Origin of the sequence: Bacillus sp. M6-12 (assembly GCF_002860285.1) — a bacterium.
In the GTDB taxonomy this organism is placed as follows: Bacteria; Bacillota; Bacilli; order Bacillales; family DSM-1321; genus Peribacillus.
This window is the reverse complement of record NZ_PGVF01000001.1, coordinates 576,386-590,655: the sequence shown is the minus strand read 5'-3', so window position 1 is coordinate 590,655 and position 14,270 is coordinate 576,386. Positions and strand designations below refer to the sequence as shown.

Genomic DNA, 14,270 nt, shown 5'->3' with positions numbered 1-14,270 from the left:
TGGATAATAAATAGTACATAAAATATTTCCACTTTCTATTGACTATAGTGTATAATAAGGATAATGTAATACTATAGTCCTTTAAAGGAGGGATAAAATTGATTTGGTTTATTGTATTCATCGTTGCTCTTGGGATTGAACTGATGACCACAGCTCTAATTAGTATTTGGTTTGCAATTGGTTCATTGTTCGCTCTTGCGTCTATATGGATGGGGGCTTCTATTTTGGTTCAAGGCATTATTTTTATTGTTGTTTCTGTTCTTGCACTTATTTTAACTAAACCATATGTGGAGAAAAAATTATTACCAAAGACCAAAGTTGAAAAAACAAATGTTGATGCACTTGTTGGAACAAAAGCTATTGTAACTGTCGAAATTTCTAATCTTCATGGAAATGGAGAGGTTCAATTAGATGGTAAAGAATGGACAGCAAGAAGTGTCAATGAAGAGAGTATTTCTGTTGGCGAAACGGTTATCGTGGAGCGAATTGAGGGTGTAAAAGCAATTGTATCACGATTAAAAGAAGAGAGAGGGGAATAAAAATTGATTGGATTAATTGTTGGAGGAGCTACGGTATTTCTTGGTGGAGGTTTGATTCTAAACAATATTAGAATTGTCCAGCAAAGTGACGCTTACGTTATTGAAAGATTAGGAGCATATAAAGAAACGTGGAGTGTAGGATTACATTTTAAAGTACCATTCATTGAATCTGTACAAAAGAAAGTAAGTCTTAAAGAACAAGTGGTAGATTTTCCACCACAACCAGTAATTACGAAAGATAACGTAACCATGCAAATTGATACGGTTGTATATTATCAAATTACTGACCCGAAACTATATGCGTATGGAATTGAAAATCCAATAGTCGCTATTGAAAATTTAACAGCAACGAGTTTACGTAACCTCATTGGTGAATTAGACCTTGATGAAACATTAAGTTCAAGGGATATTGTTAATACGAAAATGAGAGCTATCTTAGACAAAGCTACTGATTCTTGGGGTATCAAAGTAAATCGTGTGGAACTGAAAAACATTATGCCACCAAGAGAAATTCAAGAAGCAATGGAAAAACAAATGAAGGCTGAACGTGAGAAACGTGAAGCGGTGTTAAATGCACAAGCTGAGAAAGAAAGTGCGGTATTACGAGCACAAGGTCACAAAGAAAGTGCGATTTTAAATGCTGAAGCAGAAAAGCAAAGTGCGATTTTACGTGCAGAAGCAGAAAAAGAAAAACGAATTAAAGAAGCAGAAGGGGAAGCGGAAGCTATCCTTATCGTACAAAAGGCAACTGCAGAGGGTATTGAATTAATCAACAGTTCTAAACCAACACAAGAAATGATTGCCTTACGTAGTTTAGAAGCTCTTGAAAAAGTAGCAGATGGACAAGCAACAAAGATTATCATTCCTTCTGAAATTCAAAATATTGCAGGGTTAGTTGCTTCACTTAAAGAAGTTTCTATTCCTACAAAGAAAACAGAGGAAGAATAAAAACGAGAGAGGCTTAGTCCTCTCTTATTTTTATGTGAAATCAGTTAGAATAAGAAATAGAAAAAAGAAAGGAAGGTTAGGCATGAAAGTATTTTCCGTAGCAGATATTCATGGCAATATGAGAATTTATAAACAAATTGTAGAGATTGTGAAACAGCAAGAAGTTGATGTTCTTATCCTTCCAGGTGATTTATACCCTAAACCAGATAATGTGACATTTGAAACCTATAAGGCGATTCAGGAAGGCTCTGCTTCCGATATTTCGGCTCTTTTAAAAGAGTTGAGTATTCCTATCTATTATGTCCTTGGAAACGATGATTGGGTCGATACAGGGATTTTATGTGGAGAAAATCTTCATGGAAGAATAGTAGAGTATCAGGGTATTCATTTTACTGGATTTGAATATGTAAAAAACAGCCCCTTTCATACGAACCGAGAATTGTCAGAGGATAATCTGAAAAAGAAATTCAAAGAACAAGTACAGCGTTTGGATTTAAACAACAAAGAGCCATTGATTATCGTTGGTCATACTCCATTGTTTGAAAAACAAGATAAAGTAATGGGTGGAAAATGTGTAGGTAGCCGAAAACTACGAATGGAAGTAGAAAAGCTGAATCCCCTTATCTATCTTTGTGGACATATTCATGAAGCTTTTGGTGAAAACCAGTTAAATGATACCTATATCTTCAATTGTGCCTGTGCTTATGAAGTAGACCTATTACGTGGGTATTTAATTGAAGTAAAAGATGGAGAAGTGTCTTATGAAGCGGTCATTCGATAAAAAAGAGTAGGGGAGTTGTTTTCCTACTAAATTCAGTTTCAAGGAGGTTAAGATGAAATACTTTGAAGAAGCTAAAAATATTTGGAAAACCCAAGTTTCAAAGAGTGGTCAAGCAGATACCGTTGAAGGTGAATTGTTAAGAGCGATTGAAAAACTACGGTATGAATCCCAAAATAACGGTAATAGTAATTGGGATAAGGGATTTCAGCTTTTCTGCGATTTTCTATGGAAAACTTTAAACGATAAGAAGATTTTTCATCAAAGCATTTTAGATGAAATAAAAAGAGATATTGATACACTTCTTAATTTTGAAGAACCATATCTTAATGATGATTTATACGATAGAATTACAGACCATATTGTAGAATGGAGTCTTGTAAATAAAAGTCCAATCAAAAGGGAGAAAGACCCAAATCAATATAGATAATAAAAAACGCAAGGCAATACCAACCTTGCGTTTTCTCATGCCTTTTATTTTTGGATTTCAATATAATCAATTGGGAATGTTTCTACAAAGTGATGGAAGAAACGAACAGTAGCCTTTGATTTGTTGTTCGATAAAGAAATAATCGTTCCTTCCAAACCTTCTAACTGACTTGTTTCGGTTAGTTCTTTTATTACTTTGATTTCGTCACCTGTACGGAATCGTGGCTTTCTATTTTTAAATTCTTCATCATAAATTTCAATCTCCACTGGTTTTTGTGGATTATTTAAGTGATGGGAAGGTAAATCCTCAAGAGATTCCCAATAGGAGTGATACTCATTCTTTGGTCTTTCCGTAATGATTAAATACTCGTCTCGATAATCACTTATTGAAAAACCTACTTCTTTTGCTTCTCCAATTACACTATAGATGATTTGTTGATGTATGACCAAATCAAATTTTTCATGATTGCTGAAAATGTAACCTTTTTCAATTGGAACAATAACCGTTTTCACATCATTTAAAAGAAGGGTACTGTACAATCCAGAGCCTTTCATTTTTGTATCAGAAGGAATGTTTGTTTTCATGAAAGGTTCTAATTCTTGCTCCTCAAAATGGAGCGTAGCATTTTCAACTTTGCTGTACAGATGATTTTTAATAAACATATAAGGCTCTTTACTGTCTAATCGTGAAAAGAGGGTAGAAAGGGTGTATAAAGAATCATTTACGACTAATAGGCTTTTAAATTCAGCCTTTACCTCTTCTTTTTCCTGGTAAGTTACGACCTCTCTCCACAGGCGGTTTTGCTGGTCTACGATAAATCGCTCATTTCGATTATCAAGGTAATTCATAGTTACGTATCGACTAACCAAATAGGTATTCCCTTCTTCTGTTAAAAGGTTTCCTTCATACTTAAAGACCGATTTATCAAATAGCATTTTTACGTCAATTTCTTTTCGATTATAGCGGTTATCATCGACAACATATCGTGTTAGATGTTGATTTGTAGAAATGGTAAGGTATGATTTCTCTTCATCACGTTCTGTATGATTGATAGTAGATTCATTTTTAAAATGAACAAATTCAATCGTTGCATAAACCGATTCATATTGAATTTCATCATCTTCTTGTTCAATCAACTGATACCCTGTCAAAAGAATTTCTCTTTCTTTTTCATCAGAGTAAGCAATAGGTGAGTGAGTGACTTCTATGTTTTCAATAGAATCCAATGTTTCTCTTTTAATTTCTTCTCCATATGTACCAGAGCCTCTTCCTTCAACAGAAATCGAATCCGACAATACAAAGGCATATTTGATTTCTTCTACTTGTCCAGTCGGCACAATGACAGTATAAGATAGGTACAACGTGCAACGATTCTTTTTGATTTCACGTTCAATGACGTTTTGACCTTCTTCAAGTGATTGCCCTAAATAAGTTTCTAATTCTTCTACTTTTACTTTTGTTGCATATGTAGCCATTGACAAAACCCCCTGTTATTTCATATATTTATAATATCATAGATAAACATATTTGTAAATTATTTTTTACAAAAAACACTCGTTTTTAAGAAAAGAAAAATCATCTATAATATAGAAACCTGATAAAAAAGGAAAGTCGATGATTTATATAAAAAGGGGAGAAAACACATGAATCATATGCCAATTATTACAATGGAAGAAATGATTTTTCATGTAGGACAAATGGATAAATCTTTGAAACAAAAAGGAAGTTTGGAAGGTTCAGGATTGTCTTTCTCAACAGAACCTAAAGCGTGGGTACGTATCAACCCATTTACTGGTGGGAAGCTCTTTGAGTTAAAGAAAGAAGGAAACCAATTTCTTGATTACTATTCTTTAACTGAAGAGCAACAGCAGGAAATCATTCAGTGGGGAATCCATGAAGGATATGTAACAGCCTGTCCTCTATATCGTGTGACCTATTATGATGATGAAATGGATATGGACTTATGCTCTCTTTATTCTGATAAAGGTATAGGAGAAGAAGAAGCAGAGGATTATGGTGTAGAGTTAGAAGAAGAAGAAGGATTTGTTTCAACAGAAAAAATGGAGAGACGAGTGATGTCACATGGCTCTTTACTTGCTCCACTTGATTTATTGACAACGATTTATGTAGAAGACGAACTTTCAATTGATGGCGTTTGGTGGGAAGAAGAATTGGATATATCCAGATATTCCGCTCCAAGAGGTGTCATTGTAGAAAGTAAGGTAAAAGAGTGGGAAGTTATATTGGTAGATGAACATTGCTATTAATTGATTTTTACGATACAACAGGGAGAGAGAAATATGAATATACAATATATAAGACAGCCAAAGAAAAGTCGTCAATGTGGTCAGCATTGTTTAGCCATGTTGACAGGGAAAAACATTGAAGACATTATTCAAGTGGTTGGAACACATAAAGGGACAACAACAAAACGAATTATCAACGCATTAAATCAATTAGGAATTAAAAATTCAGAACGATTGATTTCAAGAAGAACTCAACCTATGCCTCTATTAGCCATTTGTAAAGTAAGGAGAGAATGGAATAAAAGTGGTGGTTGGCATTGGGTTTTATTGTATGATGGGAAGATATATGACCCTGACCCTGTGGAAAAGGATGGTGTACAGGCAATTATGTCATTAGGTGAATATGATTCGATTATGCTGAAGAGAAAACAAAAGTTAAGTTCGTATATTACAATTGAAATGTAAAAAGAAGACGCTCTGTAAAAGGGGTGTCTTTTTTAGCACCTAAACAACAATTAGAAATAAACTCTATTGAGAAAAAATCAAAAATCAGGTAAGGTATATAGACCTATAATTAATGACTATTGACAATATATAACACATATAAAATCAAATAATGATATAAAATAAAAGATAAAGAATTGTGGAAAGAGAGGTGTGGCATCGTTTGAATAAGTATCACCAAGAATATTCTTGTAACCCTAAAATATTAGAAAAAGAACAAGATAGTATTGCTAAAAGGTTTGCACGTAATAAACGATTATGGTTAGTTTATGGAATTTTGTTGGTCGTTAGTATTTGTTTGCTTCCTATGTGGATGACTTCATTAATCTGCTTGGGAGGGCTTATATTATTTCCAGCATCGATTCAATACTACGAATTGAAAGATAAGCCTTTCTTAGTCATAGATACCAGGTATATTCAATACAAAGGGAAATTAATTGGATGGAATACTATCAGTAAAATTGTCATAACGCATGACAAATGGAAAGACAAAGAGATTACTCATAATTACACCATTTTATTAAGAAATCATAGCGGAAAAGAGATTCGAGTAGATACTTGCTATTTTTGTAAGCAAGAGGATATTCTGAAAGGCATTATTTCATTGGCACAATCTAAGAATATTTCTATTGAAAGCACTTGTCCGACAGAATATATAGCTCAAGTTAGCATCTAAAATCATTCCTCTTTGCATGTATTGATATTGACTATAATCAATAAAACTATTATTATAGTCTATATAACAAATCTACAATATAGTAAATTTATATATAAATCAGTCGTAGATTACTACAAGTATTGGAGGCGTGAATCATTATGAATGAGAGAAAAATCTATATATTAATGGGCGGTAGTGGAACTGGTAAAACAACTTTAGGGAATTACTTAAAGGAACTTGGTCTTCCTGAAATGGTATCTCATGCGACAAGACCTATGAGAAAAGGGGAAGTTGATGGTGTGACCTACTATTTCATTAGCAGAGAAGAGTTTGATTCAATTGATAAGATTGAATGGACAGAGTATCCAAAGAATTCAGGTAAACTTTATTGTCTTTCTCGAAAAGAGGTTGAAACAAAGTTAGGTCAATTTGGAAAGGTATTTGCGATAACAGACCGTAATGGTATGGAGCAAGTAAAAGAAAAGTATCCAAATGAAGTAGAAGTGATATATGTTTATATTTCACTTGAAACAATGGAAGAAAGAATGAGAGCAAGAGGAGACAGTGAAGAAGCGATTCAAGAACGCTTGTTACAAGCAAAAGAAACAGGAGAGCTTGAAAACATGCAATTTGCTGACCATGCAATTGAAAACATTGATTTAGAAGAAAGTAAACGAAAAATTCGTGAAATCCTATTTGGTAAATAAAAGGAGTTTTGTTCATTGACTGGATTTAAAGTGATTGAAAGAACGACTGGAAAAGAGTTGAAAGGTTGTATTATTGTGTTTAGTGAACATGGTGGATATGATGTTTATGAAAACGAAGAGGATTACAAAAACGGAATAGATACCATTACTAAAAACCAAGAATATTATCAACTTGTTATGGTTTATGATTGAAAATGTAAGAAAGATACTTTCGGGTGTCTTTCTTATTTTTTTGTAAAAAATAATTTGCATTTTTGATAAATCATGATATAATACATTTACATTTCAGACAGAAGGGATAGGTGATAATATGAGTGAAAGCAGAGTTCTCCACTTAGAAAAAACATTGACATGGATGGGTTTTGAAGATTCGATTCGAGCATTGGATTGGATGAAACAAGAAATGTGTACAGATAAAGGATTCTCTCGACATAATGGAAGTCATTATTATCACCATTTAGTAGCAGTTGCTCAAGATTTACTGGATTTTGGAGTAAAAGACCAAGAAATCATTACAGCCTCTTTATTACATGATTCAATTGAAGATGTGGAAGGCATTACGTATCTCATGATTAAAGATAAATTTGGTCAACGAGTAGCAGATATGGTGCAAAGGGTAACAAAGTTAAAAGGAATAGACTACAAAAACCCTGAAAACTTTATCGCCTATCTAAAAATCATATTAGAAGATATGGGTTCTTGTTTAATTAAAGCCTCCGATAGAAAACATAATATTGGAACATTGCTTGATGCGACACCTGAGAAGAAAATGCGACAAGCTCTGGAAACAGAAACTTGTATTATTCCATTCTTGAAAGAAGCTCGAAATCTTTATCCGAGATATGCAGGGTACTTCTTCTCCGTTAAAACAACTGTAGAGCCTCATATATGGGAAATTAAAGAGCATTATGCAGAAGTAGAAAAATTAAACAAAATCATACAAGAACTTCAACAAAGAGATTAAAGCACTGGACAATATCCAGTGTTTTTTTTGTGGAGAAAATCCATTCATTTACAGACTATATATTACATGATATAATTTATAGACAATAGTCAATAGAAAGGGAGAAAAAGAATGAAAAATTACATAGTATTTGATTTGGAAGCGACCTGTATAGATAAAATCAAATACCCTGAACAGGCGAAAACTTTTCCTAATGAGGTCGTTGAAATAGGAGCAGTAAAGATAAATGAAAAAGGTGAAATCGTAGATTCCTTTGAACGCTTCGTAAAACCTATTTTAAACCCTGTTTTAACGGATTACTGTAAGAACCTTACGAAGATACCACAATCTAAAATAGACGAAGCAGAGGGCTTTCCAGACGTTATACAAGCCTTTAAAGAGTGGATAGGTGAAGACTATATTCTATGTTCTTGGGGTCATTATGACAAGAAGCAATTTAAAAAGGATTGTGAGCTTCATAAATTATCGTATCAATGGGTTCTTCCTCATATCAGTTTAAAACACCAGCACCAAGCCATTCGGAAATTGAAACATGGTATGGGAACACGAAAAGCTCTTCACAAAGAAGGATTTGCTTTTGAAGGGACACCACATAGAGGTATTGATGATGCAAAAAATATCGCTAAGATTTTTGTGAAGTATTTGAATCAATGGGATTTTAGAAAGGAGGAATAATATGTTTATTTGGACAAGTATTATTGGAATCATTTTCTTTCTGGTTTCATTCATAGCAATATTTAAGGTAAGACAACACCCTTATACAATAGTAGCATATTCAGGGTCGATGGCATCTGCCATTGTGCTGACAGAATTGATAGGATTGATTCAATTTAAATGGGTATCGTTAATCGTTATACCAGTGTTTTTGTTTGTAGCCTGGTTTTCTTATTCCCTGTTTAAAAAAATCGGAAAAGGAACTGCAAAAGAAATCATTTTAAAATCATTGATTCCAACCTTATTGATTTTGTTGTATGCGTTTGTGATAAATATATGGTTTGTTTTTCCTATGTTTATCATGTCATTGTTCGTACCTATCTTAACACCGAAACATATAAAAGAACAAAGACGAAATTTGTTTGTCTCGTAAAAAGGTTATGGATTATCCATAGCTTTTTTTATTAGACCAGATAGACATCCTTACGCAGAAAAAGCTCTCCTTAAAACTCCTATAATATAAAAACTTTTATAGGAGATGACAGCATGGATTATACAAACCTTTCAAAAGAAGAACTAATTAAAACATTAATAGAGTTAGAAAACAAACAACAATACGGTTTATCATGGGAGAGAAAGAAGGAATATTTACCACCTTCTATATCTAAAGAAGAACAAATAGGTAAAGGCATTTTTTATTCTGCAGACACTAATACCCATCAATTAATAGAAGGAGAGAACTTGTACGCTCTCCATCTTCTAAGAGAAACACATAAAGAGAGTTTTGACTTGATTAGTACAGACCCACCTTATTTCACTCGAAATAAAGACCTACGTTATACCGATAGTTTTTCCACTCACAAATTAAAATTCAAATATAGTGAATGGCTAAATTTTATGTACAATCGAATGGTTATAGCAAAGGATTTGCTAAAGGAAGATGGAATTATAGCGATTCATATTGATGATAATATGCAACCTTACTTACGACTTCTTATGGATGAAATATTTGGCGAAAAGAACTTTATCATGGATATTGTATGGCAAAAGAAATATGGACAAGCTAATGACCGAAAAACCATAAGTAGTATTACAGAAACGATTCTACTCTATGCGAAGAATATTCAATTAGTAGAGTTCTCACGTATCCCTTTGAAAGAGGATTATGTATCGAAACAATATAAAAACCCTGATAATGACCCAAGAGGACTATGGAGAAGCGTAGAAATGTATAAAGACAAAAACCCGAAAGTGTATCCTGTTACTGCACCAAATGGGACAGTGTGGGAAAAGCCCTGGAATGTGACACCTGAAAACTTTCAAAAGTTAATAGAGGAAAATCGTATTTGGTGGGGAAAAGAAGGTACAGCTATGCCACGTAAAAAACTATTTTTATCTGAGAACAAAGGACAAATTATGAACAATCTTTGGATAGGAAAAGAGTTTGGAACAGTAGGGGATGGAAAGCGTGAATTAGATAGAGTGATTCAAAAGAGAAGTGCTTTTCTATACCCGAAACCAGTAGAGGTTCAGAAGAAAATTGTTTCTTTGTTACCGAACAAAAATATAAAAGTATTGGATTTCTTTGCTGGAAGCGGGACATTAGGACAAGCGGTATTAGAATTAAATCAAGAAGATGACGGTGGAAGGGAATGTATCTTAATTACCAACAATGAAAACAAAATTTGTGAGGAAATTACGTATCCGAGATTGAAGAATCTCTTAACAGGAAAAGTAGAAGACAAGAGCTTCCAAGAAAATTTAGAAGTTTATAAAATTATACAAAAAGAACCCAAGTAGATTGGGTTCTTTTTTTAGAGGCACTTCCAAACTACAATCCAAGAGAAGACTTGGTTATATGAATTATTGTAGCATAGAAACCTTTTATTATCAATGACTTCAAGGATTTTAACCTTCTGATATTTGGCTACCAGATAGAGAAATTTTCCCTTTCACATTGGATACCTCTTTAATAGATAGAGTTGGGTTTTCATAGTTATGTTTTCGTAATACTGCTTCTAAAACAGGAACTTCTTTTCGTAGCATCGTTACTTCAATTCGGTATCGTTTGCTCCCTTTGTTGCCAAAGGTAATAGATGTATTGACGCTATAACCGATTTCACGTAGAGTATCTGAAATTTCTATCATTTTTTTCTTATTATTTAAAAAGAAATCAATTTCTAAAATACCTAATGCCATTTTGCATTCAATCAAATCTGCAAAATAAACTCCAATAACCTTACCAACTGCAAATGCCAATATATAATAAATGCCATTACCTGAAGCTAACTGTTTCATAATGGAAGCAAAGATAATCGCATCGATAAATGTTACGACATATAAAGGTTTGATAAATCGTTTTGTACTAAAAATGGTTTTTAGTGTTCCTATTGTATTACTTACTGCATTTATGAGAACCAGCCCTATCAATTGAATAATTAGTGCTGTGTCCATTCTTTCGTTCACCTCTTCTTTCTTTTTTACAACATGAATTATTATAATACACAAAAATTAATTTGTAAATAATAATTTACAATAAATATATAAGGTGATATACTTTTGTTATAAAAAAATTGACTATAGTCAATTAGTGAAAAGGAGGCATCTAAGTTGTGGAGTATCTGATTATTTTTTTAGCCAAGATTATTGAAGTATCCTTATCCACGATTCGTACTGTATTTATCACCAAAGGGAAAAAGGGATATGTGGCGTTACTTGGTTTTGTTGAAGTCTTAATTTGGTTAAAAGTTGTAAGTGTTGTGATTATTGGGGTTAGTGAAGACCCTTATAAAATGTTAGTTTATGCGATTGGCTTTTCATTCGGAAACTACATAGGGTTGTGGCTTGAATCTAAATTAGCCATAGGTCTTGTAACGATTCAAGTAGTCGTAGATGAAGCTGTGGGACATTCATTAGCGGAGTGTCTACGAAGCAAAAAAGTGGGTGTAACCATTATGCAAGGAGAAGGGATGCACACCAATAAGAATATTTTGATTCTTCATGTTAAACGAAAAGAAAAAAATAAAGTGGTTGATTGTATCGAAGCTGAAGTAGAAAATGCCTTAATTACCGTATCCGATGTTCAACTGGTACATGGTGGATTCGGACTGTTAAAAAAATAGAGAGAAAGAGTGATAGAAAAATGAAAACAATAGATTTTTGGACACCAAAAGGAAAGTATGGCTTTTTAAGTAATTTCTACCATGCTCCAACTGTTATGAACGGAGTGACTTATCCTACAAATGAACACTTCTTCCAAAGTCAAAAATTTGCAGGAAAGCCACAAGAACAATACATTATTGCGTTACCTACTCCTGGTGACACTGCAAGAGAAGGTAAAAGACGTGACTTTCCACTTCGTTCTGATTGGGAGCAAGTGAAGGAAGAAATCATGCTTCAAGGATTGATTGCGAAATTTGAACAACATCCAGAGCTATTAAAAAGACTCATGGAAACAAAAGAGTCTTCATTACGAGAAACATCTCCTTATGATTCCTATTGGGGTACAGGTAGGAATTTGAAAGGAAAGAACCGATTAGGAGTTCTGTTAGAAAAAGTACGTGATGAAATTCTTGTAAATAAATAGGCGGTGTAACAGTATCATGAAAAAGGTTAAGACGATATTTCTTTTAAGTATGATGGCTGTATTATTTATTCTTTTAACTGCTTGTGGTGAAACAACAACGATGAAATCGGTGTCTGAACCTGTAAAGGAAGTAAAGAAAGAGCCTAAACTATACGAAGACACATTAGAAATTGGAACAGCTTTTTATTCATCTTTTGAAAATGAATATATTTATAGTGGATTGGTGAATGATTCTATTTTAATTACCATTTTAAAAAATGACAACAATAATAATAGCAATAGTTTACCACTATATATCCCTGTTTCAAGAACAAGTCCTATTGACTTACCTTATTCTTCTGCATCTATACAGATAAAAGAAGTAAACAAAGAAGATGGGGAAGTCAAGTTGAAACTCATGATACACGAATAATCCATATAGGTATTATAGGAGAGGATAAGAAAGGGTAGGTGTTTATCATCTACTTTTTCTTATGTAAAAAATAATTTACAATAAAGTTATTTTAAGGTACAATGAATATATCGAAAGAACGGAGAATAGTTGCCAATCGCATTACTTGGTAATAATTTGAAACTTATTATAAAATAAAGGAATGAGTATATTGGAAAGTTTAATTTTAGATAACCCTGTTTTTAATGTAAAAGGGCAAGGGAAAGATATGTTATTAAAAACTTTAGAATTAGGAATAGCCTGTGTAGGATATCATAAATTTTCTGGTTTTAGATTAGATGATAAAAAAGGGATTGTTCTTTATTGGACTGATACAGAAAAAGAAGGATACCAAAAGTTTATGTTGGAAAGTGAACCGAAAGATATTGTTGACCAGGTTTTCGAGGCAGTTTCTCATTTTAAATTGAAGTTAGAAAAAAATGAAGATGAATTTTGGGATTTACCAATTGATGATTGTGAAGTTGGAAATGATTTAGGTTGGCGTGTTTATACAGAACAATGGGGTCATATTGATGAAGATTGGCAACCTTGTTTGGCAATTGTACCTTCTTATCTGTGGATTGGAAAATAATAATCTATACCTAATGAAGAAAAAAGGAGAGAAAAATATGCTTATCTTAGACAAAGAACAACGATTTGAGGTAAACAAGGAAAAGAAGATTGGACATATGCGTTGTGATTTTGCTGATGGAAGATTAGCAAACAAGTGGTTTCCAACAGAGTTAGCTTCTAAAGAAGGAGTAAATCTAAAAGAAATTCAAAATATAGTCAATGCTATCATGTTTGAAGAAATTACAACTTTTGATAAAGTGATTGAGCTTTGTGAAGGACTTGGCTATGATAATACAAGTAATCGTTTTGTTTATGAAGGTGAGTATCACTATTGGATTAACTTAGTTCCTGTAGCTGGTGACTACAATTACTACATTCATGTTTATGAAAAATAAGGAATATAGAAAAGCAATTTGCTTATAATATAACAACTTTTTTCCATATAAGGTTATTGACCTTCATTTTTCCGAATAGGAAACCCCTTCTTTCATTAGAGGGGTCTTTTTTTGTGCCATTTTCCTTCCTTATAAATCCAATTATCCAATCCTATAATACAATAAGGTACAAAAAACAGGTGTTTTATATAAACGATTTTTCATTTACATAGGGAGGAATTTATTTATGGAAAGACAATATCAGGATATGACAAAAGAGCAATTAATTTCAATTATCGAGGGACAACAAACCTTAATGAACAGAATGTGGAGCAAATTGAAAGAACAAGAGGAACAAGTAGAAACATTGAATCAAGAAAAAGAAGAAGTGGTAAAGCAATCAATTATCATGGAGCTTCAATACAAACTACAAGAGGAAAAGTTGAAGAAGGTAAGAAAAGAAGTTCGTTTGGCAAAAGAACAAACAAAAGAATACAAAGCTCAAATGGAAAGCAAAGAGGAGAGTTTACGTTGTTTCCAAGCGGTTATTCAACACTCTTATGGGGAAGAGAAGCCTGTTGAAAAAATAGCAAAGGAACTTACGTCAACTGTCCAAGAACTCTATTATGAAGAGATTATCGAGTTTCAAAACAAACTCTATCAAGAAACAAGTTCAGTAGTGGAAAAACATGAAGTGAACGGATTTTTAAACCAATTGTTACTAACATTACACAAAGCGAACAGTAATCATGAAATGTCTTTTGAAGAGAAGGGGAGAACAGAGGTAAAAATCGGAGATAAAATGGAGATTAACATTGACTTTGTACAAGAAGGGGATTTAGCAACAGCATAAAAACACAAAAAAAAGAAGACCTTTCG

21 protein-coding genes are annotated in these 14,270 nt (G+C 33.0%); 19 read left to right on the top strand and 2 right to left on the bottom strand.

The genetic code is table 11. From position 1 onward, the window contains the following. Nucleotides 1-98 precede the first annotated feature (98 nt). The 4 genes from CVD28_RS04190 (at nucleotide 99) to CVD28_RS04175 (ending at nucleotide 2,695) form a co-directional block, all read left to right on the top strand. Entirely contained in the window at nucleotides 99-539 is a 441-nt protein-coding gene (locus CVD28_RS04190) for an NfeD family protein (protein WP_101591102.1), read from the top strand. 3 nt (nucleotides 540-542) lie between these two features. Continuing rightward, entirely contained in the window at nucleotides 543-1,487 is a 945-nt protein-coding gene (locus tag CVD28_RS04185; RefSeq protein ID WP_257985739.1) for an SPFH domain-containing protein, read from the top strand. Between the two features lie 82 nt (nucleotides 1,488-1,569). Further along, nucleotides 1,570-2,268, top strand: a complete 699-nt coding sequence (locus tag CVD28_RS04180; protein WP_101591101.1) for a metallophosphoesterase family protein — start codon at nucleotides 1,570-1,572, stop codon at nucleotides 2,266-2,268. 52 nt (nucleotides 2,269-2,320) lie between these two features. Further along, nucleotides 2,321-2,695: a hypothetical protein gene (locus tag CVD28_RS04175; RefSeq protein WP_101591100.1), complete on the top strand. Its 375-nt coding sequence runs from the start codon at nucleotides 2,321-2,323 to the stop codon at nucleotides 2,693-2,695. A gap of 44 nt (nucleotides 2,696-2,739) precedes the next feature. Here CVD28_RS04175 and CVD28_RS04170 read toward each other — a convergent pair whose 3' ends face one another. Then, nucleotides 2,740-4,170: a hypothetical protein gene (locus CVD28_RS04170; RefSeq protein WP_101591099.1), complete on the bottom strand. Its 1,431-nt coding sequence runs from the start codon at nucleotides 4,168-4,170 to the stop codon at nucleotides 2,740-2,742. Between the two features lie 168 nt (nucleotides 4,171-4,338). Here CVD28_RS04170 and CVD28_RS04165 point away from each other — a divergent pair, with 168 nt between their 5' ends. From CVD28_RS04165 to CVD28_RS04130, 9 genes are all read left to right on the top strand, one after another. Next, nucleotides 4,339-4,962 carry a hypothetical protein gene (locus CVD28_RS04165; protein WP_101591098.1) on the top strand — a complete coding sequence of 208 codons (624 nt, stop codon included), beginning with the start codon at nucleotides 4,339-4,341 and terminating at the stop codon, nucleotides 4,960-4,962. Between the two features lie 33 nt (nucleotides 4,963-4,995). Next, entirely contained in the window at nucleotides 4,996-5,406 is a 411-nt protein-coding gene (locus CVD28_RS04160) for a hypothetical protein (protein WP_101591097.1), read from the top strand. A 202-nt stretch (nucleotides 5,407-5,608) separates the two neighbouring features. Further along, entirely contained in the window at nucleotides 5,609-6,121 is a 513-nt protein-coding gene (locus tag CVD28_RS04155) for a hypothetical protein (protein WP_101591096.1), read from the top strand. Nucleotides 6,122-6,261: 140 nt separating this feature from the next. After that, the gene (locus CVD28_RS04150) at nucleotides 6,262-6,810 is read left to right on the top strand and encodes a guanylate kinase (RefSeq protein WP_101591095.1); all 549 of its coding nucleotides are present in this window, start codon (nucleotides 6,262-6,264) and stop codon (nucleotides 6,808-6,810) included. A gap of 15 nt (nucleotides 6,811-6,825) precedes the next feature. Further along, nucleotides 6,826-7,002 (top strand): hypothetical protein, encoded by a 177-nt coding sequence (locus tag CVD28_RS27855; RefSeq protein ID WP_180953914.1) that lies wholly within the window; start codon nucleotides 6,826-6,828, stop codon nucleotides 7,000-7,002. A 118-nt stretch (nucleotides 7,003-7,120) separates the two neighbouring features. Then, a complete protein-coding gene (locus tag CVD28_RS04145) occupies nucleotides 7,121-7,774 on the top strand; it encodes an HD domain-containing protein (RefSeq protein ID WP_101591094.1) in 654 nt (217 codons plus the stop codon). A gap of 111 nt (nucleotides 7,775-7,885) precedes the next feature. Continuing rightward, nucleotides 7,886-8,449 (top strand): 3'-5' exonuclease, encoded by a 564-nt coding sequence (locus tag CVD28_RS04140; protein WP_101591093.1) that lies wholly within the window; start codon nucleotides 7,886-7,888, stop codon nucleotides 8,447-8,449. Nucleotide 8,450: 1 nt separating this feature from the next. Then, nucleotides 8,451-8,861 (top strand): hypothetical protein, encoded by a 411-nt coding sequence (locus tag CVD28_RS04135; RefSeq protein WP_101591092.1) that lies wholly within the window; start codon nucleotides 8,451-8,453, stop codon nucleotides 8,859-8,861. A 113-nt stretch (nucleotides 8,862-8,974) separates the two neighbouring features. Next, the gene (locus tag CVD28_RS04130) at nucleotides 8,975-10,228 is read left to right on the top strand and encodes a site-specific DNA-methyltransferase (RefSeq protein WP_101591091.1); all 1,254 of its coding nucleotides are present in this window, start codon (nucleotides 8,975-8,977) and stop codon (nucleotides 10,226-10,228) included. A gap of 108 nt (nucleotides 10,229-10,336) precedes the next feature. On the opposite strand, the gene CVD28_RS04125 is transcribed toward CVD28_RS04130, so the two are convergent. Beyond that, nucleotides 10,337-10,882, bottom strand: a complete 546-nt coding sequence (locus tag CVD28_RS04125; RefSeq protein ID WP_101591090.1) for a hypothetical protein — start codon at nucleotides 10,880-10,882, stop codon at nucleotides 10,337-10,339. A gap of 158 nt (nucleotides 10,883-11,040) precedes the next feature. Here CVD28_RS04125 and CVD28_RS04120 point away from each other — a divergent pair, with 158 nt between their 5' ends. The 6 genes from CVD28_RS04120 (at nucleotide 11,041) to CVD28_RS04095 (ending at nucleotide 14,244) form a co-directional block, all read left to right on the top strand. Then, the gene (locus tag CVD28_RS04120) at nucleotides 11,041-11,550 is read left to right on the top strand and encodes a DUF2179 domain-containing protein (protein ID WP_101591089.1); all 510 of its coding nucleotides are present in this window, start codon (nucleotides 11,041-11,043) and stop codon (nucleotides 11,548-11,550) included. A gap of 20 nt (nucleotides 11,551-11,570) precedes the next feature. Beyond that, complete coding sequence (locus tag CVD28_RS04115; RefSeq protein WP_101591088.1) at nucleotides 11,571-12,014, top strand: NADAR family protein; 444 nt, start codon at nucleotides 11,571-11,573, stop codon at nucleotides 12,012-12,014. Nucleotides 12,015-12,030: 16 nt separating this feature from the next. Then, a complete protein-coding gene (locus CVD28_RS04110) occupies nucleotides 12,031-12,426 on the top strand; it encodes a hypothetical protein (RefSeq protein ID WP_101591087.1) in 396 nt (131 codons plus the stop codon). 190 nt (nucleotides 12,427-12,616) lie between these two features. Beyond that, on the top strand, nucleotides 12,617-13,036 hold the full coding sequence (locus CVD28_RS04105) for a hypothetical protein (RefSeq protein WP_101591086.1): 420 nt from the start codon (nucleotides 12,617-12,619) through the stop codon (nucleotides 13,034-13,036). After that, a complete protein-coding gene (locus CVD28_RS04100) occupies nucleotides 12,978-13,412 on the top strand; it encodes a hypothetical protein (protein ID WP_180953913.1) in 435 nt (144 codons plus the stop codon). The genes CVD28_RS04105 and CVD28_RS04100 overlap by 59 nt, the downstream gene beginning before the upstream one ends. A gap of 226 nt (nucleotides 13,413-13,638) precedes the next feature. Continuing rightward, nucleotides 13,639-14,244 (top strand): hypothetical protein, encoded by a 606-nt coding sequence (locus tag CVD28_RS04095; RefSeq protein WP_101591084.1) that lies wholly within the window; start codon nucleotides 13,639-13,641, stop codon nucleotides 14,242-14,244. Nucleotides 14,245-14,270: the final 26 nt, after the last annotated feature.